Here is an 18,933-nt window from a genome sequence, read left to right as displayed (position 1 = left end):
TACTTTTATATATATTTGTGTGTAAAAATCACTGATGTTTAGTTAGTCCTTTAGTGCATTTCGTTGAGTCATACGTTCAATTTGTCCGTGCCATTCATTTGGAGAAACATTCGCTTCTTGCCAAATGTCAGACCCCATAGAAATACTTGTTGGATAAGATGTAGTGAACGCTTGGATAAATGAATCTTTTACTTGAGCAACGGTCAACGGTGTATCGAATAACTTTTCTAGTGTCGCCATGCTTGTGGGTGTCACCGCAGGATAGCCGTTTGTACCGAATTGTTCTTTCAATGCTTGTTGATAAAACTGCCGCATCAGTTCGCCTCGTTTTTCTTGATCCCCGTTCACGCTCAGATACATCATCACAGAGATTCCATTTTTGATCCGACGTTGGGCGATTCCGGCAAATTTTTTGCCATTGATACTGAGATCGTAGGTACCAGGACAATAAGAATCTTTGATTTCATAGGCTTCTATTTTGTCTGCATAAACAGGAAAAGCCTGACGTGTCAGAGCGAGCATCTTTTCATATCCTTGATCGATCGAGATTTTGTTCTCATCTTCTTGTGGGAAGATCAACGAGATATTCAAAATCCCTTGGTCTGAAACGATCCCTAGCCCACCGGCATTGCGGATCACCGGTGTAAATCCAGCATCTTGGATGACTTTGATCCCTTCAGATAAAAAAGGGGTTCGGGTATCCTTCATACCGAGGATGATCGTCTGTTCATATTGCCAAAAATGTAGAAAAGTTTGTTGATTTTTTTTGGCATACTCTGTTAAAATATCCGTTAAAGCAAACGGAGAAAAATCATTTGTTTGGTAGACTTCTTGATCCAAAATGATGGACGTCATGTACTCAACTCCTATTTAAATCTGCTTGAGCAGTGATTGTCACAACCTCAACTCATTCTAATAGACAGGAGTATCACTCCTTCTTTCTTCATTATACTCCAAAATAAGAAAGAAGAGATGAAAAAAGTTATCTGTTCTCTATACCTGTCGGTTGACAAATCAGTGGAAAGTGGGAACAATGTAGCTATGAGAAAAGGAGAATGTCAAATGGAACGATCTGGATTACCGATTTCGATACAATTACGTACAAAAGTGAAACAACAAGGAGAGCAACAAGATTTTTATTTTGATCTGAAAGGACAGATGGTCAAAATTGGCGATACCTTATACATACGCTATAAAGAGATCCAAGAAGGACAAGAAGAAATTCCTGTCACAATCAAGATCATGCCAGATGGTCACGTGCAATTGATCCGTGCTGGTGAAATGCGTATGCGTCTAAAATTTGCCTATCGGGAGCGTCTAGAAACCCATTACCGCACGCCTTATGGAATGATCCAAGTCGACACATTCACAAAAGAACTACATGTCAGTCTAAAAGATCGTCCAACGGCTGGCAAAGTCATGATCGATTACGATTTGTTCATGGGTGTCGAAAAAATAGGCGAATATGAGATGGTCTTAGATTTTACTGCATAAATAGCAAAGAAACGTTTGATTTTTTACCTGTGATTTTGTATGATAAGGAGTAGACTGTGAAAGGACGTGTCCTGATTGGAAATTAGTGTATTTGAAGGTGCAAACAAAAACGAATTATCAATGATCGAAGTCGCACACGCGATCTTAGAGCAGCGTGGTGATGTGATGGACTTTTCTGATTTAGCAAATGAGATTCAAACATATCTTGGCAAATCAGATAGTGACATTCGTGATTCACTCGCACAATTTTATACTGACTTAAATATCGACGGTAGCTTTATTTCATTAGGCGACAATCGTTGGGGCTTGCGTTCATGGTATGCCATCGATTCGATCGATGAAGAAGTCAACCATGGAATCGACGAAGAAGACGAGGATACACCACGTCGTCGTAAACGCAAAAAAGTCAATGCCTTTATCAATGATGACGAAGATGCCATCGATTATAACGATGATGACCCAGAAGATACTGATCTGTCTGACGAAGACGATGATGATCTTTTTGAAGATGAAGATGAAGATGATGAAGAAATCGCTGCATACAATTCAGACTTACAAGAAATTGGTGCAGATACTGGAGACGACGAAGAAGAAATCCCAGGAAACATCGAAGAAGATCTAAGCATTATCGAAGACGATGACGAAGAAGAAGACGAAGAATTTGAAGACGAAGATTTCCCAGAAGAATAAGTAAGAGAAATCACATAGAACTGCAAGTTACTTGTAAAAGTAGCCTTGCAGTTTTTTTTGTCTTCGAACAAAAGAAAAAAGTTCTAGAGAGTAAGGCAGAACGTCAACTAGAAAACCAAAAGTGTTTCTCCTTAAGGACGAAGGCATATTTTTGTGGCTTATAGAAATGCTTCAGAGAAAAGCATTAGGGATGTCAGCGAATCTTTTTTCATTTGTTCTAAAAAAGAGTATGATGAAAGTGAAACTGAGACATGACAATCAAATATAAAAGGAGACGATCGATATGTTAGATGATCAATTAAAATGTCCCAATTGTCAGACCAAATTCTATTATAATGAAGTACGTCACATTGTGAAGCATCGAGAAAAAGAAATGCCGATCCGCTGTCCTGAATGCAATGAAGTAGTCGAACGGAAACTCTCTCATGGCTATTTCGTGTCATACAAAGAAACAGATTTTTCAAAGTTGGATCAGGAAGTGGAGGAAACACCGAAGCAATACAAGAGCTTGAAAACCGGTGCGGTGATCAGTGCAGATGAATACCGGGAAATGATTGAACGTCATGATTTATCTTTAAACGGACCAATGAGTTCGGAATTGATGGGCGGTATGAACTATTTTATTGAAAATGAAGCATTGAATAACGAAGAAAGTTACGAAGATTATGTTCCTTATGATTGATAAAAAAATGAAAAAGAATGGGACTTGAGTCCTCTTACACCACCTAAAATCGAATAAACGGCGGAAACAGAAGTAAACTCTTCGAAAAATAAGACGCCATCCACCAAAATTTGAAAAATAATTTTCGTGGATGGCGCCTTAATTTTTGAGGCTAAACACTACTGTAGTGACTTCTTGAGGAAACAGGTTATAGAATCAAGTTTGAAAATAAAAAACGGTTGTTTTTTATAAAAACTCTTTGCTTCATTGGCTATTTCCGATTATGATTATAGACAGAAGAATAACAAATAAATAGGAGTAATCAATGAAAAAGTCAATACGAATAAAAGTAATCGGTTTTCTTGTGATTTTATTTGGGGTGTTTCTCTTAGTCCATTCATCACCAAAAGAGCAAACCTCTTTAAATCTTTCAACGAAAAATGAAGAAAATACATATCGCACCATGTCCAGTAAGTTGGACTTTCAGCAACTGCTTCGTGTCATTTCGAGAGAATATCAACTAACCGAAGAAGAAGCTAAAAAACAGCTCGGCTATACTGAGCAAATGGTGCAAGGCGCAATACATAATGGGGCAATCTACCGTATCTTTTCTCAAAACATAACAGTCAATAGAGTATACCAACCAACTTTATTGCTATACTGTGAAACGAGTGAAAGTGGAAATTTCCGAGCAATCAAGTCGATTTTATCCGTTCAGTTGAAATCCGCTGATCAAGGATTGGAAAAACATTTTACAGGGGATGTATTTGCTTATTTAGAGGACCCTAACCGAATATTTTATCTCATCAATGGTGATTTTTATGATCAAAAAACAGCCACTTTAAGAAACGGTTTAACGCTTCGTCAAGGGGATGGTGTGACAGAGCGCTATAATCATGGACCTTTAACGAATCATTTCTACTATAGTTACATTGAAGATCGGTTTACTTTTTAAAATTCCATGAAAAAATCAAAAAAAGCAGTTTTCCTAGATAGGAAAACCGCTTTTTTTCTTAGAAATTTGAAAGCAAAATCTTCACAAATATGCTAAGATAACAATAGACGCGTCCTGAGGGAATCGAACCCCCGTCTCAAGAACCGGAATCTTACGTGATATCCACTACACTAAGGACGCAAGCACTGCAACAATTGTATCGAAATCAAAAATAAATTACAAGGGGAATGGACAAAAAAATGAAATTTGAACAAAATTTTTCACAAAAACAACAACAAACACAAAAACTTGCCATGACACAACAGCTCCAACAGTCCATCCAAGTCTTGCAGTATAACAGCGAAGAGCTACTGGCTTTTGTTGAAAATCAGGCGTTGGAAAACCCCTTAGTAGAAGTGATCGAACCGGATTGGCAACCCGATTACCAAAAACGTAATGCCAGTTATGAGGGAGAAGAGACGAGCTACTTGAATCAAATTCCTGATACAACAGGCTCACTTTTTGAATCATTGATCGAACAAGTCCATTTGAATTACCGAGATACTTTCTTACGTAAATTGATTTTATATTTGATCGAATATATCGACCTGAATGGTTTTTTGACTATTTCTTTAGAAGACGCCATCCAACAAACGAATGCGACGCCGATCCAAATGCTTGACGCATTGACACTGATCCAGCAGTTAGAGCCAGCAGGTGTAGGGGCGCGAAGTTTACAAGAATGTTTGATGTTACAAACTGAAAGAGACGACTATGCGCCCGAATTGGCTTACATCGTCTTGGAAGAATGGTTTGATCAATTAGTCGAACGCAAATGGAAAGAGATCGCCCAACATTTTGCGATTCCATTAAGCGACGTACAACGAATCTTTGATTATATCCAAACCCTTAGCCCAAGTCCTGGACGAGTCTTTGACAATAGTAGCGGTTTGTATATCATCCCCGATGTCAAAGTTGTCGTAACAGGTGAAGAAGTCCAAGTCATCTCAAATCGAGGCAACCAGCCGAATGTACGTTTTCAAGAAGCTTATTTTCAACAGATGCAAAAAAAAGCAGATAAAGAGACTCAAGCCTATTTGAAAGAACGAAAACAAGAATTTGAATGGCTGCAAAAAACGATTTTGCAACGTGGTGATACGATCATGCGCGTGGCGCAAATCATTGTTTCTCGGCAAAAAGAATTCTTTACAAATGTCGCACGACCGATCCGCCCATTGACCTTAAAAGAAGTCGCAGAAGAAATCGACGTCCACGAATCAACGGTCAGTCGAGCAGTCAATGGCAAGTATCTTGAAACCGATTTTGGTGTCTTCGAATTGAAAAAGTTCTTTACGACGAGACTCCAACCTACAAATGCAGAGAGTACTGAAGATCTATCAGCAGATACCGCAAAGAAAAAAGTCCAAGAACTAGTAGATGCGGAAGATAAAAGCAAACCATTATCTGATCAAAAATTAGTAGAACTACTGAAAAATGACAAAATTTCGATTTCTCGACGAACAGTTGCCAAATATCGTGACTTGTTAGGAATCCCTAGTTCATCGAAAAGAAAACGGTATGATAAATAATTGAATGGAAGACTGGAAGAATCTTAAACATTTTTCTAGTCTTTTTTTGTTGATAAATACGGACAAAACTGTTAGACTATGTCATGTGAGGTTGAGATTTTCCTAGTAGAAAACGTGCAAGTTGGAAAGTCCGATTTATTTTTTTAGATCACATGGGTCGTTTTGAGTCTACATTGGACGAAAAATGTCCAACTAAGGAGATCGCTATGTTAGATGAATTGAAACTGATTGAAGCTGTTGCGCCAGACATCATGGATGTTTTGCAAGAACGCTATAAGATTTTGCGCAATATTTACTGGATGCAGCCAATTGGTCGTCGTAGTTTATCGGAAAGCATGGGTATGACCGAACGTGTCTTACGAACAGAAACGGATCTGCTCAAACAACTTGAACTGATCAACGCCTCTAAAAGTGGTATGACGCTGACGAAAAAAGGAGAGGAAGTCTATCAAAGCCTCGAAGGCTTTATGGACCAACTTTTAGGAATGCATCAGATTGAAATGAAACTATCTGAGTATTTTGGAAACCAGCGCTGTATCGTTGTTTCTGGAAACAGTGAACAACAACCAAAAGTAGCAGATGCTTTTGGCGAAGCCTTAGACGAGTCACTGAATCTACTACTTCCGGAAGGCGATAATATCATCGCAGTCATGGGAGGAACGACGATGGCGATCGTTGCAGAGCAACTGACTAGCTTAGAAAATAGCAAGCGCCATAACTTGTTTGTTCCTGCGCGAGGTGGGATCGGCGAGGCGATTACTGTACAAGCGAACTCAGTCAGTGCTAGAATGGCTACAAAGGCAAATGGAAAACACCGAGCATTATATGTGCCGGAACAATTAAGCTTGGCTACTTACAATTCATTACTCAATGAGCCGTCTATACAAGAAGTTTTAAACTTGATAAGTCAGGCGAATTGTGTTATTCATAGTATTGGACGGGCGTTGCATATGGCAGCGCGACGAAAGATGAATGAAGAAGAATTGCTGATGTTGAAACAAGCCAATGCCGTTGCGGAATCTTTTGGCTATTTCTTCAATGAAAAAGGAGAAGTCGTTTATAAAGTCCCACGAATCGGCATCGAATTAAAAGACTTAGCTAAGGTCCCGATCATTCTTGCAGTTGCAGGGGGGAAAGCCAAAGCCAAAGCAATTCGAGCGTATATGAATAATGCACCAAAACAAACGTGGCTCATCACAGATGAAGCCGCTGCTAATGAGATTTTAAAAGGGGTATCCCTTTAAAATAAATATTTTTTTGATTTTCATAAGGAGGAAATCTTAAATGACAGTTAAAGTAGGTATTAATGGTTTTGGACGTATTGGACGTCTAGCGTTCCGTCGTATCCAAGATGTAGATGGAATCGAAGTAGTAGCAATCAACGATTTGACAGATGCTAAAATGTTGGCACACTTGTTAAAATACGATACAACTCAAGGACGTTTCAACGGAACAGTTGAAGTTCACGAAGGTTCATTCAACGTAAACGGAAAAGAAGTTAAAGTATTAGCTAACCGTAACCCTGAAGAATTACCTTGGGGCGAACTAGGCGTAGACATCGTTCTAGAATGTACTGGTTTCTTCACTTCAAAATCAGCTGCTGAAAAACATTTAACAGCTGGTGCTAAACGTGTTGTTATCTCAGCTCCTGGTGGAGACGATGTACCAACAATCGTTTACAACACAAACCATGAAACATTAACTGGTAAAGAAACAGTTATCTCTGGTGCTTCATGTACAACTAACTGTTTAGCTCCTATGGCTAAAACATTGAACGACAAATTTGGTGTTGTTGAAGGATTAATGACAACTATCCACGCTTACACAGGTGACCAAATGACTCTTGACGGACCTCATCCTAAAGGTGACTTCCGCCGTGCACGCGCTGCTGCTGCAAACATCGTTCCTAACTCAACAGGTGCTGCTAAAGCAATCGGTTTAGTAATCCCTGAATTGAACGGTAAATTAGACGGAGCTGCTCAACGTGTACCAATCGCAACTGGTTCATTAACAGAATTAGTTACAGTTCTTGATAAAAACGTAACAGTTGATGAAGTAAATGCTGCAATGGAAGAAGCAGCTAACGAATCTTACGGTTACAACACAGACGAAATCGTTTCTTCAGATATCGTTGGTATGACTTACGGTTCATTATTTGATGCTACTCAAACAAAAGTAATGACTGTTGGCGACAAACAATTAGTTAAAACTGTTGCTTGGTACGACAACGAAATGTCATACACTGCACAATTAGTACGTACTTTAGAATACTTCGCTAACTTATAAGATAAATCGTACAAGTGTAACCTATATCCATGTACACTTAAAAGCGGGGAAGCAATCGCGCTTCTCCGCTTTTTTTGATAAGATGTTTATTTAGGAGGAAATCAAATGGCTAAGAAAACAGTCAAAGATATTGATTTAAAAGATAAAAAAGTCCTTGTCCGTGTTGACTTCAACGTTCCTTTGAAAGACGGCGTCATCACTGATGATACACGTATCAAAGCTGCGTTACCAACAATCAATTATGTGTTGGAGCAAGGCGGAAAAGCGATTCTTTTCTCTCACCTTGGACGTGTGAAAACAGAAGAAGACAAAGAAGGAAAATCTTTGGCACCAGTTGCAAAACGTTTAGGCGAATTGCTAGGTAAAGAAGTAACTTTCGTTCCTGAAACTCGTGGCTCAGAATTAGAAACAGCAATTGCTGACATGAAAGACGGAGACGTAGTTGTTTTTGAAAACACTCGTTTTGAAGACATCGACGGCAAAAAAGAAAGCAAAAATGATACTGAATTAGGTAAATACTGGGCTTCTTTAGGTGATGTATTTGTCAATGATGCGTTTGGTACAGCTCACCGTGCGCATGCTTCAAACGTAGGGATTGCTTCAACAGGTATCCCAACAGTTGCTGGATTCTTGATGGATAAAGAAATCAAGTTCATCGGCGAAGCTGTTGAAGAACCTAAACGTCCGATGATCGCGATCTTAGGTGGAGCGAAAGTTTCAGATAAAATCGGTGTCATCGAAAACTTGATTCCTAAAGCAGACAAAATCTTGATCGGCGGCGGAATGACTTATACATTCTACGAAGCAAAAGGCATCAAGATCGGTAACTCTTTAGTTGAAGCAGATAAAGTAGCTTTAGCAAAAGAATTGATCGAAAAAGCTGGTGACAAATTAGTTTTACCAATTGACAATGTTTGTGCCCCTGAATTTTCAAATGATGTAGAAACACAAGTCATCGAAGGAGATATTCCTGAAGGCTTGATGGCATTAGACATCGGCCCTGCTTCAGTTAAATTATTTGCTGATACATTGCAAGGTGCGAAAACAGTTGTATGGAACGGACCAATGGGTGTATTCGAAATGAGTAACTTCGCTAAAGGTACGATCGGTGTTTGTGAAGCAATCGCTAACCTTGAAGATGCAACAACGATCATCGGTGGCGGTGACTCTGCTGCTGCTGCGGAACAATTAGGTTTTGCAGACAAATTCACTCACATCTCAACAGGTGGCGGTGCAAGCTTAGAGTTGCTTGAAGGGAAAGAATTACCTGGACTAGCTGCAATCAACGACAAATAAGCATAAAATCAACGAATAAATAAAATGGTGAGAGGATCATCTACAGATTGCTCAAATCTGTAGTCCTCTTACATTCTGAATAGGAGTGCATATCATGCGTAAACCAATTATCGCTGGTAACTGGAAAATGAACAAAACTGCATCTGAAGCAAAAGATTTTGCAGAAGCAGTAAAAAACAAGATCCCTTCAAATGATAAAGTAGATTCAGTGATTGGATCTCCTGCATTATTCTTACAAGAATTAATGGCTTCAGCTGAAGGTACAGAATTGAAAATCGCTGCACAAAATTCTTACTGGGAAAACTCAGGCGCTTTCACTGGTGAAACATCACCTGCAGCTTTAGCTGATCTAGGTGTACAATATGTGATCATCGGTCACTCTGAGCGTCGTGAATACTTCCATGAAACTGACGAAGATATCAACAAAAAAGCGAAAGCAATCTTCGCAAACGGTATGATCCCAATTCTTTGCTGTGGTGAGTCATTAGAAACATATGAAGCAGGCAAAACTGCTGAGTGGATCGAAGGACAAATCACTGCTGGTCTTGAAGGCTTAACAGAAGGCCAAGTAAGTAATCTAGTTATTGCTTATGAACCAATCTGGGCAATCGGTACAGGTAAATCAGCAGATGCTGAAATCGCTGACGAAATCTGTGGCGTGGTACGTCAAACAGTTGAAAAACTTTACGGCAAAGAAGTATCAGAAGCAGTTCGTATCCAATACGGTGGTTCTGTAAAACCTGAGAACATTGCTGAATATATGGCAAAAGAAAATGTGGATGGCGCATTAGTTGGTGGAGCTAGCTTAGAAGCGGATTCATTCTTAGCATTACTTGATGCTGTAAAATAATTATTGAAAATTTGTGAAAAATGCAAGAAATGTTTGCACAAAGACACAAAATTAACTAAAATCGTATATGAGGGAAATCCCTTAGGAAAAAACCAAACTCAAAGGAGAGACAAAACATGTCAATTATTACTGATGTTTACGCTCGCGAGATTCTAGACTCACGCGGTAACCCAACAATCGAAGTAGAAGTATACACAGAAAGCGGTGCTTTCGGCCGTGGAATGGTTCCTTCAGGTGCTTCAACTGGTGAATACGAAGCAGTTGAATTACGTGACGGAGACAAATCTCGTTATGGCGGTAAAGGTGTAATCAAAGCTGTTGACAACGTAAACAACATCATTGCTGAAGCAATCATTGGCTACGATGTACGTGACCAAATGGCTATCGACAAAGCAATGATCGCTTTAGACGGAACTCCTAACAAAGGTAAATTAGGTGCGAACGCTATTCTTGGTGTTTCAATCGCTGTTGCTCGTGCAGCTGCTGACTACCTAGAAGTACCTTTATACCACTACCTAGGCGGATTCAACACAAAAGTATTACCAACTCCAATGATGAACATCATCAACGGTGGATCACATGCGGATAACTCAATTGACTTCCAAGAATTCATGATCATGCCTGTTGGCGCGCCAACATTCAAAGAAGCACTACGTATGGGTGCGGAAGTATTCCATGCATTAGCTGCAATCTTGAAATCTCGTGGATTAGCAACTTCAGTTGGTGACGAAGGTGGATTCGCTCCTAACCTTGGTTCAAACGAAGAAGGTTTCGAAGTAATCATCGAAGCAATCGAAAAAGCTGGCTATGTTCCTGGTAAAGACGTTGTTCTTGCAATGGACGCTGCTTCTTCAGAATTCTACGACAAAGAAAAAGGTGTTTACGTATTAGCTGATTCAGGCGAAGGCGAAAAAACAACTGATGAAATGATCAAATTCTACGAAGAATTAGTATCTAAATACCCAATCATCTCTATTGAAGATGGATTAGACGAAAACGACTGGGATGGATTCAAGAAATTGACAGAAGTTCTAGGCGACAAAGTTCAATTAGTGGGTGACGACTTGTTCGTAACAAACACTGAAAAACTTGCTGAAGGTATCGAAAAAGGAATTGCTAACTCAATCCTTATCAAAGTTAACCAAATCGGTACTTTGACAGAAACTTTCGAAGCAATCGAAATGGCTAAAGAAGCTGGTTACACTGCAGTAGTTTCTCACCGTTCTGGTGAAACAGAAGATTCAACAATCTCTGATATCGCAGTTGCAACAAACGCTGGCCAAATCAAAACAGGTTCTCTATCACGTACTGACCGTGTTGCGAAATACAACCAATTATTACGTATCGAAGACCAACTTGGTGAAGTTGCAGAGTACAAAGGTTTGAAATCTTTCTACAACTTAAAAAACAAATAATTAAATGAATGTAAAAATGCCCTTCTTATGTCAATGACATGAGAGGGGTATTTTTTTAGGCAGACGATTAGTCAGAAAAAAATATTTTTAGTATTTAAACGAATGAATGATAGGAACAAATCATAGATTCACAAGACTATAAATAAAGATCATCCTTCCCCATATTTTGTTAAGCACAGAATCGATGAATTAGCTTTAACCAAGCTGTTCTTTATTCAACACGTCTTTATCATGGATGATGAAAACGAGACGATTAAGAACAAGAATGTACCTCCTAGAAACTTGAAGATCGACAACTATGTGGGCTTTCTTTTTATTATATAGTGTGTTATAGTCTATTGATTATCTAAACGACGAACGATTCTGAAGAATTTCTTCTTTATCATCTGCTTCTCTTACTTCCTCAACCTAGCCACTAACTCTTTTGACGTCATCATCATATGTTGCCATATAAAAAAAACTGCATAGTGTCCGGTTCCAATATAAATAAGTTGATTTTTGCTAAATGTAAGAGAATAAGTTCTCGTGGAAATTTCTTTGATAACCGAACACGGATTTGTTCGAAATAGCACGCCTAAAAGGTCTAATGACTCTGATCAAAGGACAAATAGGTAGCTTTTATAGAAGTAAGGAGTGATCCTAGTTCATCTCTCCTGACAAGTTTCTATCATGTAGCAAAGAACATTGTGAAAGATTATCCTGTTTTTAAAAAAAGAGTTCAATGTTCGGATAAACCCTACGAGGGAATTTAATGTAAACTGATTTTGTGAAAAAAATATTAAATTCCGGAGGCTATCCAACAATGAAAAAAAAGGTATCCACAACAGTTCTGCTATCAACTTTGTTGTTAGTAGGTAGTAATCCACGCTTAGTAAACGCATCCGAGGTAACCAGTGAAAAACAAATCCCTATTGAAGTCGAAGATGGAAAACTAGATATCACTTTCAATGAAGGAACAACGAACAAAGTCGATTTTAAATTGTCTGATTTTGACTTAAACTCAGATATGCGTAAACAAACGAAGGTCTTGAAAGCGACAGCTACAGTAAATAATACAAAATCTAAAGATGTTTTTGTGAATATTTTTGCAAAACTTGACCAATATGGAAATGGACTAGACATTCAACCGTCAAACCCACATCTTCAAGCACAACAGGTAATGCGAATGAGTTCCGTACAGATCGAAAAAGATTTCGATGTCATTTTAGATGCAAATGATTACGTATGGAGATCAAATAGAGATGATAGCGCCAAAATCATCTTGACAGCACAAGAAGTAAATAATCCTTGGGAATAATACCTCCCGATTAAAAAATAGTTATTTTCAGTTGTGAAAGGCTTGCCAGATAAAAAGAGTTAAGTGTGCGAAGATTGACAGAATATGATGGATCATAATATAGAATACGTAGATCTATCCATCTGTCCTATAGAATATTCAAAGAAGAAATGCTGATCCAATCAATGAAAACTACTCTTGTTGATTGCCTGGTCAGTGTTCCTTCTTTTATTCTTTCGTGTAGTTGTAAGCTTCTGCTATAGCTAGTTGGTCCATCAGGTTAATAAGTCTAGTAACGCAAATAGACAAAATTTTATTCAATGGAATTTATTAGAAATAAGTGAAAGTGTTTAGATAATAATTTAGTAGAAAGACAAATATACATGATCAAAGCTTCACTACCTTAGTAATTAAGTCAAAATGTACAGGCAAGACTAATACAACAGCCATGCGAGTGAACTAGGAGACATCGATAGAGTTCACTGAAAATAAAAAATAAAACATTCTGACTAAATGAATTCTTCTTAGTATAGAATCCTCTAAAATGAAGGTTGGTAGAAGAAATGGAATATATAATGGATACGTTCAGTAGCCGTTACTTAACAAAAAAACAAAACGAGATGTTGCAACTGTTTACGGTTCTAGTGACAGAAAAATATTTGTCATTAAATAAATTAAGTGAGCGATTGAACCTAACGATGTATCAAACGAAAATATTACTGGTTGAACTCGAAGAAAACTTCGAACAATTGAATTTCACATTTTCATCTTTCTTTTTACTAGAAAAGGGGACGATTGGTTTAGTCGAAGGCTTTAATCAGGAACTGTTGCTTCAAGTATTTGTTAATTTGAAAAAAAAGTTTTTTAATGAATCACCTTATTTCCAATTATTGATCTATCTCTTGAAACACCGAAAAACTCGGGTTGTCGATATTTCCGAAAAGTTGATGTTTAGTAAGTCTTATAGCTACAAATTGATCAGCCGACTGAAAGATATCTTTCATTATCAAAAAATACCAATAACTATTAATAGTAATTTTGAATCAATTTCTTTGGAAGGTAATGAGATGTCTATCAGAACGTATCAGTACTTAGTACAAATCATGGCCTATAATGTTTTCGCTGATAGCCAAACAAGAGTGAATATTGAACTAGTAGGTGGACAGTATGAGAGGTTGAAAACGACGAAAGCAAAGCATGACATTCTATTCTCGATACTTGAAAATGCTGTGTCACGTGGGTATATCATACAAGATTTGGACAAAACAGCGACAGAACTATTCGCTGATATGAAAGAACTGTATGAAGAGGACTCGCTAACAAAGTTGATACCAACGCGAAACATAGAAGATAGAGAAAAAGAAGTTGCATTCTTTTATTTTTGTAGACAACTTCTCATCCCTGAAACGACAAGCAGACAAGACAAGATAGTCTTAGGCAAAAAATTCAAAGAGCATAGAAATAATGAAATTGTTGATTTTTCTATGAATGTCGTCGAAATATTATCAGAAAAATATAAGATAAATTCTGATGTGGAACATGTGATTTTATATGAAAGTGTCATCAATAGTTGGGCATACAAAAATATTTACTTCGAGAATTTAAAGGGAGTGGCTAATCAAAATAGTCCAAATAGTAGAATCCATGAAGTGAAGCAGCTACTATTGGAAATAGTCAAAAACAGGAATTTTCAAGTTGGTGATAGTCAAATATTTGCGAACAAGTTAGCACATATCCTTTCGTATTATTTGCCTATCCAAAACAATGAAAGAGTGACAATTGCTATTTCGATGTTGCATCATCCGGAATATGTACCAGTTATCGAAAGTAAATTACTAACGATATTTAATAAAAAAATCATTCATTTCACTTCTGACTTAACTGATGCAGATATTTTGGTGTCTGATGGGATTGTGTACCACGAAGAGTCCCAAGATTTTGCTTTTTTTAGAGACATTCACAATAAGGATCATTGGGACAATTTAAACGCAATTGTCCAAGCAAGAATTATCTTAAAGTTAGAGTAATGAATTTAATAAATATAAATAATAAAAAATTCTCGAAGGAAACTTATTCTTTTCAATTTGATCAGGGAAAAGTGAAACATTCTGATGAATCAAAATACAAAGTATGATGATAGGATAAATACTGTTGTAAAAAAGAGGAATAAGAATGATCAAGAACAAAATATAGAGATTCAAGGTACTTGATAGGTAAATGAATAGGAGAAATAATGACAAAAAATAGCCAAGCCAAAAAATACAAGTTAGTTGACTTCTGTTCGCTTATTTTCGTTTTATTGATGGGATGTTTTTTTTACATACAACCAGTAGAGGCATCCGAGGAAGATACTGCATCGATCCTAGTGGATGTGCAACCCAAAGAATATGAGATCAGAGATAGCTATCTGCAGTTTACTCCAGAACTTAATCAGAACTATGAGTTCACTGCTACGATTACAAATATAGGTGACAAGGACTTAGATGTTACTGTCTATCCATCGGTTGCTATATCAACGATGGGAAGTGTCACTTATGTTGAAAATACAGAAAATCTTTTAGATGAAAAGTATGACTTTAGTAAATACGTGAAGATAACTAATGCTGATGGCGAACTAGAAGACGGGAAAATCAAAGTTGAAGCGAAACAAAGTGAAACGATAGCAATTTTGATCAATGTGACTGAGGAACTTGATGGAGAAGTTTTAGGTGGGGTGAATTTCTCTCAAACATTAAGTGAAGAAAGTCATGAAGATGCTGTAGATATCGTTCATGTCTATGAGAAAGTAATTCTATTTCATCTCAAGATGGATGAACTAGAGGCTGAAAAAGAACAAACTTATGATGAGTTTGAGTTTGTGAGCTCACAGGATGCGATAAGGCTTGATTACTATATAGCCAATAATAATCCTACAGTAACTTTTGCGGAAAGCGGCTCATACAAAGTAATCAATCCAAACGGGGATATCATTTCTGAAGGAGAAATTGAAGAAAGCTCAATTGCATTGACTCCAATGACTAAAACAAAGCTAAATCTACCGTTAGTTAGTGATGCAGAATTGATGTTTGGGGAATATCAGTTTATCCTAACTGTTGATGGCAAAGAAAAAGTAACTAAATTTAATTATACAAAAGAAGAGCTGGCAGGGTTGATAGAGGAAACAGGTGGTTCAAACAAGATTATCGTCAATCAAGGCAGTAATATCTGGGTGATCGGTTTGTTGCTTGTTTTTTCTGCTCTGTTGATCATCACAAGTGTAATACTTTATATTAAATATAAGAAAACGAGAATCGACAGCTAAGGCTTCGATTCTCGTTTTTCATTTCAGCCAGATGATTTTTGAAAAATTATGTGGTTTCTTTATTAGGTAAAAGTCCGAATGTATGAATGATTAACAATGTCAGGAAAGAAATTCCAGTACCAACAAAGCCAAAACACATATCAATAAGATCAGGTGTGTTTATGAATCCTAAGACAGTTTCACAGAGCGCATTTACTACGAGTAAGAGTAAAGAAAAGATGACTACATAATTGAATTTTACACCCATCAATAACCAAAAATATGGAATCAAACCTAAAATCAAACTAATTGAAAAGTTTGAGATATGAAGATAAAAATCAGGATAGATAGAGGTGAAAATCGTAACATTCCAATACTTTGATAAATACATGAATGAGCCAATAGCAATCACCACAAGATATAAAATAGAAGTCCATAACTTGGGTAAAAATTTAAAAGCGAGTTGGTTTTTCATGATAGGTCATCTCCGAATGATGTTTGAGTAATGAATATAGTGAGTTTTAATATGTATACACAGGCTTTTTATTGTTAAAAAAGAGGTGGTCAACTTCATTATAGCCTATTTACTTTATTATGTAATACATCAAACAGTAAAGGACACATCCATATCAAAAAAGACAATACCAAGACATGTCTGGTATCGTCCACAAAACAAACAATGCTTTATTCTTTTTGATTTTCCCAAATAAACAGAGGCTCTTCTGACCGATCATAATACTTTGGGTTTAATTTGATATCTCCATTGGCGTTGTTTTTCTGAACGACCGATAATAGCATCGGACTAAAACCTAAAATTGATAGAACAATAGAACCAACTACTAGTCTTGTTTTTCTTAGCATAATTATCCTCCCCCAGTAGAATGATTTGACGAAGTAAGCATTTTTTTATGATCGTATAAGACTAAAACTAACCGTATACGACGTATATGCGTCTTATCCAGTAAATTTTAATTTAAATAGGCAAAAATTACGTATAGTAATAATGAACGAAGCAGATGAGTAAATAGTAGTACAAGTAGCAAATACTAGAAAGTATTGATGTGCTGACAGAACATACACAAAAAGTATCCGAGAATTTGAAGAGTAAGGAATGAGGGATAATCAATTGGGAAAGAAAAAGTGGCTGATTCTAGTAAGTATAGGTGTAGTATTAGTTCTTTTAATGACGATAGAAGTGAAGAAGATGAGCGAACCAACAGAAAGAGAGAAACAAGTAGCTTTTTTAATTGAACACGAGGAAGAAATGGCGGAATTTGTAAAGCAGCAAAATGAAAAAGTTGATAAAGTTGTGTTTGATTGGAATTCACTAGAGCAAGAGATAGTAGGGAATGGACTTCCGCAAGGTGCCGGTGAGGTTTTTATTATTCGAATACAAATTATTGATAAGAAGGACAAGGAAATAAATTCATTTGGTTTTGCTATAGATCCTGATAATATTAATAGACCTAAGAAGATAGAAAAAATGTATACGATCAATGCTAACTATGATTACTATAGTTGCAGCCACAGAAGGGAGAAATCCTTGTGAGGAAAAAGAAGAAAATTATTGTAGTTAGTTTGACTATTACTCTAGTTCTTTTAGGAACGTTAGGAATGAAAAAAATAATGGAACCGACGGAAAAAGAAAAACAAATCGCTTTTTTAAAAGAACAGGAAGAAATAATGTCTAAGTATATAAAACAAGAAAGTCATTCAGAAATCGAAATCAAATATGATTGGGATTCAGTAGAATGTAGTCAAAGTATGGCACTCACAAGTCCAATGTTAGCGATCAAATTTGATGTTATAGATAAGAAAAAAAGTAGTGAAGAAAACTACTTTTATAAAGGAAATACTCTGATCATTGATGTAAATAAAGAGTATTCTACTATAAATGATATGTGGACTACGAATGTTATTCTAGAATAAACACTTTGAATGATGTAAATAAATCACAAATCTCGAAATCAATTTAAATGTTTATGTAAATTGATTTCGAAGGTTGCACAAAGTAAAACTAAATAGTTTTGCTTATGAATCTTTATAAAAAAATGAGGGGATAATCTATTGGGAAGAAAGAAAAAATGGTTGATTCTGGTGAGTGTAAGTTTACTATTAACACTTTTTACAACAATAGGTATGAATAAAATGAATGCGCCAACAGAAAAAGAAAAACAGCTTGCTTTTTTGAAAGAGCATGAAGAAGACTTAACCAAGTACATTAAAGAGAGAAACTCACAAATCAAGATAGCCATTATTAAATATGATTGGGAATCATTTAGGATAGAGGATAGCGGAGCTTTTACCCCAAAAATGTACATAGTTGATATTGAATTATATAGTATTGATAAAAATGAAATAGATGGCGGAGCAATTCAAGTTTTACCAAATAACTTAAAAAAACCTACTAAGATAGAAGAGATAGCGACCAATGATTTTGAAGAAGCAATGGAGGAACTAGATGATGGCTAACTTAGATAATTCATATACCATTCATGCTAATTTTGTAAATGCAAAAGATGGTTATGAAAAACCTGTTTATGAAAAACCTGTAAGCACAGTTTCCCTCTAACCCGATGCTAATGTGTGAAAGGAGTTAAAGAATTTGGAGCAATACCAGTATCAAAAGTAATGGGAAGATATGAAGTATAAATTTACGTGAAAATCCATACCAAAAAAGATTTCAAAAACTTGGACGACCAAGAGATGAGAGGATAATGAATTGGTAAAGAAAAAATGGCTGATTCCAGTAAGTATTGGCATACTATTAGCCCTTTTTACAACAATAGGTGTGAATAAAATAGATGAGCCAACAGAAAAAGCAAGACAAATCGCTTTTTTGAAAGAGCACGAGAAAAAAATAACGGAATATGTGAAAGAAAGAAATGATTACGTAATTTTAAAAAAATATCAAATTAAAAATATTGAGTATGATTGGGAAACAGTTCGAGTTGTACAGGGCATGGCGTTTAGTCGTAAGTCAATCGCTGTTACTATCTATCTTTTTGATGAAACAGATAAAAAGGTTGATGGATTTGAAATATATATTTATCCCGATAATATTTCAAATCCTACTAAAATAAAAAGCTTTGAGTAAGGTGAAATACAAATGAACATTTAATTTGGTATAGTCAGCACACTTAATCGACCATTAAGAAGAGA

General features: G+C 36.5%; 20 protein-coding genes and 1 tRNA gene. 17 read left to right on the top strand and 4 right to left on the bottom strand.

From position 1 onward, the window contains the following. Window positions 1-42: 42 nt before the first annotated feature. Entirely contained in the window at window positions 43-855 is an 813-nt protein-coding gene (locus IGJ19_RS10320) for a lipoate--protein ligase family protein (protein WP_430603906.1), read from the bottom strand. 207 nt (window positions 856-1,062) lie between these two features. On the opposite strand from IGJ19_RS10320, the gene IGJ19_RS10315 reads away from it, so the two are divergent. The 4 genes from IGJ19_RS10315 (at window position 1,063) to IGJ19_RS10300 (ending at window position 3,800) form a co-directional block, all read left to right on the top strand. After that, window positions 1,063-1,494: a DUF1934 domain-containing protein gene (locus IGJ19_RS10315; protein ID WP_071866725.1), complete on the top strand. Its 432-nt coding sequence runs from the start codon at window positions 1,063-1,065 to the stop codon at window positions 1,492-1,494. Window positions 1,495-1,569: 75 nt separating this feature from the next. Next, entirely contained in the window at window positions 1,570-2,184 is a 615-nt protein-coding gene (gene rpoE, locus IGJ19_RS10310) for a DNA-directed RNA polymerase subunit delta (protein WP_430603902.1), read from the top strand. A 283-nt stretch (window positions 2,185-2,467) separates the two neighbouring features. Beyond that, the gene (locus tag IGJ19_RS10305; protein WP_081367424.1) at window positions 2,468-2,866 is read left to right on the top strand and encodes a hypothetical protein; all 399 of its coding nucleotides are present in this window, start codon (window positions 2,468-2,470) and stop codon (window positions 2,864-2,866) included. A gap of 304 nt (window positions 2,867-3,170) precedes the next feature. Then, window positions 3,171-3,800 (top strand): hypothetical protein, encoded by a 630-nt coding sequence (locus tag IGJ19_RS10300; RefSeq protein WP_071866727.1) that lies wholly within the window; start codon window positions 3,171-3,173, stop codon window positions 3,798-3,800. A gap of 108 nt (window positions 3,801-3,908) precedes the next feature. Here IGJ19_RS10300 and IGJ19_RS10295 read toward each other — a convergent pair. Further along, a tRNA-Arg gene (locus IGJ19_RS10295) sits at window positions 3,909-3,980 on the bottom strand. 59 nt (window positions 3,981-4,039) lie between these two features. On the opposite strand from IGJ19_RS10295, the gene rpoN reads away from it, so the two are divergent. The 9 genes from rpoN to IGJ19_RS10250 all read left to right on the top strand — a co-directional run bounded on the left by rpoN (window position 4,040) and on the right by IGJ19_RS10250 (window position 15,792). Beyond that, on the top strand, window positions 4,040-5,368 hold the full coding sequence (gene rpoN / locus IGJ19_RS10290; RefSeq protein WP_142433277.1) for an RNA polymerase factor sigma-54: 1,329 nt from the start codon (window positions 4,040-4,042) through the stop codon (window positions 5,366-5,368). Window positions 5,369-5,520: 152 nt separating this feature from the next. After that, window positions 5,521-6,612 carry a sugar-binding transcriptional regulator gene (locus IGJ19_RS10285; protein ID WP_171844984.1) on the top strand — a complete coding sequence of 364 codons (1,092 nt, stop codon included), beginning with the start codon at window positions 5,521-5,523 and terminating at the stop codon, window positions 6,610-6,612. Window positions 6,613-6,652: 40 nt separating this feature from the next. Continuing rightward, window positions 6,653-7,654, top strand: coding sequence for a type I glyceraldehyde-3-phosphate dehydrogenase (gene gap, locus IGJ19_RS10280; protein ID WP_010734862.1), 1,002 nt, complete (start codon window positions 6,653-6,655; stop codon window positions 7,652-7,654). Window positions 7,655-7,759: 105 nt separating this feature from the next. Next, on the top strand, window positions 7,760-8,950 hold the full coding sequence (locus IGJ19_RS10275) for a phosphoglycerate kinase (RefSeq protein WP_086334982.1): 1,191 nt from the start codon (window positions 7,760-7,762) through the stop codon (window positions 8,948-8,950). 94 nt (window positions 8,951-9,044) lie between these two features. Then, the gene (tpiA, locus tag IGJ19_RS10270) at window positions 9,045-9,800 is read left to right on the top strand and encodes a triose-phosphate isomerase (protein ID WP_019723102.1); all 756 of its coding nucleotides are present in this window, start codon (window positions 9,045-9,047) and stop codon (window positions 9,798-9,800) included. A 116-nt stretch (window positions 9,801-9,916) separates the two neighbouring features. After that, window positions 9,917-11,215 (top strand): phosphopyruvate hydratase, encoded by a 1,299-nt coding sequence (gene eno / locus IGJ19_RS10265; protein ID WP_010734865.1) that lies wholly within the window; start codon window positions 9,917-9,919, stop codon window positions 11,213-11,215. 802 nt (window positions 11,216-12,017) lie between these two features. Then, on the top strand, window positions 12,018-12,512 hold the full coding sequence (locus tag IGJ19_RS10260) for a hypothetical protein (protein ID WP_074799575.1): 495 nt from the start codon (window positions 12,018-12,020) through the stop codon (window positions 12,510-12,512). Between the two features lie 542 nt (window positions 12,513-13,054). Continuing rightward, window positions 13,055-14,518: a helix-turn-helix domain-containing protein gene (locus IGJ19_RS10255; protein WP_086334980.1), complete on the top strand. Its 1,464-nt coding sequence runs from the start codon at window positions 13,055-13,057 to the stop codon at window positions 14,516-14,518. Between the two features lie 206 nt (window positions 14,519-14,724). Beyond that, window positions 14,725-15,792, top strand: coding sequence for a WxL protein peptidoglycan domain-containing protein (locus IGJ19_RS10250; protein WP_430603898.1), 1,068 nt, complete (start codon window positions 14,725-14,727; stop codon window positions 15,790-15,792). A 46-nt stretch (window positions 15,793-15,838) separates the two neighbouring features. Here IGJ19_RS10250 and IGJ19_RS10245 read toward each other — a convergent pair whose 3' ends face one another. Beyond that, window positions 15,839-16,246, bottom strand: coding sequence for a hypothetical protein (locus IGJ19_RS10245; RefSeq protein ID WP_071866731.1), 408 nt, complete (start codon window positions 16,244-16,246; stop codon window positions 15,839-15,841). A 209-nt stretch (window positions 16,247-16,455) separates the two neighbouring features. Next, a complete protein-coding gene (locus tag IGJ19_RS10240) occupies window positions 16,456-16,632 on the bottom strand; it encodes a hypothetical protein (RefSeq protein WP_169823217.1) in 177 nt (58 codons plus the stop codon). Window positions 16,633-16,954: 322 nt separating this feature from the next. Between IGJ19_RS10240 and IGJ19_RS10235 the strand changes: the two genes are divergently transcribed. The 4 genes from IGJ19_RS10235 to IGJ19_RS10220 all read left to right on the top strand — a co-directional run bounded on the left by IGJ19_RS10235 (window position 16,955) and on the right by IGJ19_RS10220 (window position 18,868). Further along, a complete protein-coding gene (locus IGJ19_RS10235; protein ID WP_373865793.1) occupies window positions 16,955-17,320 on the top strand; it encodes a hypothetical protein in 366 nt (121 codons plus the stop codon). Beyond that, window positions 17,317-17,700 carry a hypothetical protein gene (locus tag IGJ19_RS10230; RefSeq protein WP_071866733.1) on the top strand — a complete coding sequence of 128 codons (384 nt, stop codon included), beginning with the start codon at window positions 17,317-17,319 and terminating at the stop codon, window positions 17,698-17,700. The genes IGJ19_RS10235 and IGJ19_RS10230 overlap by 4 nt, the downstream gene beginning before the upstream one ends. Before the next feature lie 138 nt (window positions 17,701-17,838). Next, window positions 17,839-18,243 (top strand): hypothetical protein, encoded by a 405-nt coding sequence (locus tag IGJ19_RS10225; protein WP_071866734.1) that lies wholly within the window; start codon window positions 17,839-17,841, stop codon window positions 18,241-18,243. Between the two features lie 250 nt (window positions 18,244-18,493). Further along, window positions 18,494-18,868 carry a hypothetical protein gene (locus IGJ19_RS10220; protein WP_019723974.1) on the top strand — a complete coding sequence of 125 codons (375 nt, stop codon included), beginning with the start codon at window positions 18,494-18,496 and terminating at the stop codon, window positions 18,866-18,868. Window positions 18,869-18,933 lie beyond the last annotated feature (65 nt).

The sequence above is a fragment of the Enterococcus sp. DIV1368b genome (assembly GCF_050529595.1).
In the GTDB taxonomy this organism is placed as follows: Bacteria; Bacillota; Bacilli; order Lactobacillales; family Enterococcaceae; genus Enterococcus_B; species Enterococcus_B mundtii.
This window is presented reverse-complemented; position numbering and strand designations above follow the sequence as displayed.

Bases quoted from the DNA above. Each gene is read 5' to 3' on its own strand.
- IGJ19_RS10320 (WP_430603906.1), bottom strand. From the start codon at position 855: ATGACGTCCATCATTTTGGATCAAGAAGTCTACCAAACAAATGATTTT.
- IGJ19_RS10315 (WP_071866725.1), top strand. From the start codon at position 1,063: ATGGAACGATCTGGATTACCGATTTCGATACAATTACGTACAAAAGTG.
- IGJ19_RS10305 (WP_081367424.1), top strand. From the start codon at position 2,468: ATGTTAGATGATCAATTAAAATGTCCCAATTGTCAGACCAAATTCTAT.
- IGJ19_RS10300 (WP_071866727.1), top strand. From the start codon at position 3,171: ATGAAAAAGTCAATACGAATAAAAGTAATCGGTTTTCTTGTGATTTTA.
- rpoN (WP_142433277.1), top strand. From the start codon at position 4,040: ATGAAATTTGAACAAAATTTTTCACAAAAACAACAACAAACACAAAAA.
- IGJ19_RS10285 (WP_171844984.1), top strand. From the start codon at position 5,521: ATGGGTCGTTTTGAGTCTACATTGGACGAAAAATGTCCAACTAAGGAG.
- gap (WP_010734862.1), top strand. From the start codon at position 6,653: ATGACAGTTAAAGTAGGTATTAATGGTTTTGGACGTATTGGACGTCTA.
- IGJ19_RS10275 (WP_086334982.1), top strand. From the start codon at position 7,760: ATGGCTAAGAAAACAGTCAAAGATATTGATTTAAAAGATAAAAAAGTC.
- tpiA (WP_019723102.1), top strand. From the start codon at position 9,045: ATGCGTAAACCAATTATCGCTGGTAACTGGAAAATGAACAAAACTGCA.
- eno (WP_010734865.1), top strand. From the start codon at position 9,917: ATGTCAATTATTACTGATGTTTACGCTCGCGAGATTCTAGACTCACGC.
- IGJ19_RS10260 (WP_074799575.1), top strand. From the start codon at position 12,018: ATGAAAAAAAAGGTATCCACAACAGTTCTGCTATCAACTTTGTTGTTA.
- IGJ19_RS10255 (WP_086334980.1), top strand. From the start codon at position 13,055: ATGGAATATATAATGGATACGTTCAGTAGCCGTTACTTAACAAAAAAA.
- IGJ19_RS10250 (WP_430603898.1), top strand. From the start codon at position 14,725: ATGACAAAAAATAGCCAAGCCAAAAAATACAAGTTAGTTGACTTCTGT.
- IGJ19_RS10245 (WP_071866731.1), bottom strand. From the start codon at position 16,246: ATGAAAAACCAACTCGCTTTTAAATTTTTACCCAAGTTATGGACTTCT.
- IGJ19_RS10240 (WP_169823217.1), bottom strand. From the start codon at position 16,632: ATGCTAAGAAAAACAAGACTAGTAGTTGGTTCTATTGTTCTATCAATT.
- IGJ19_RS10235 (WP_373865793.1), top strand. From the start codon at position 16,955: ATGACGATAGAAGTGAAGAAGATGAGCGAACCAACAGAAAGAGAGAAA.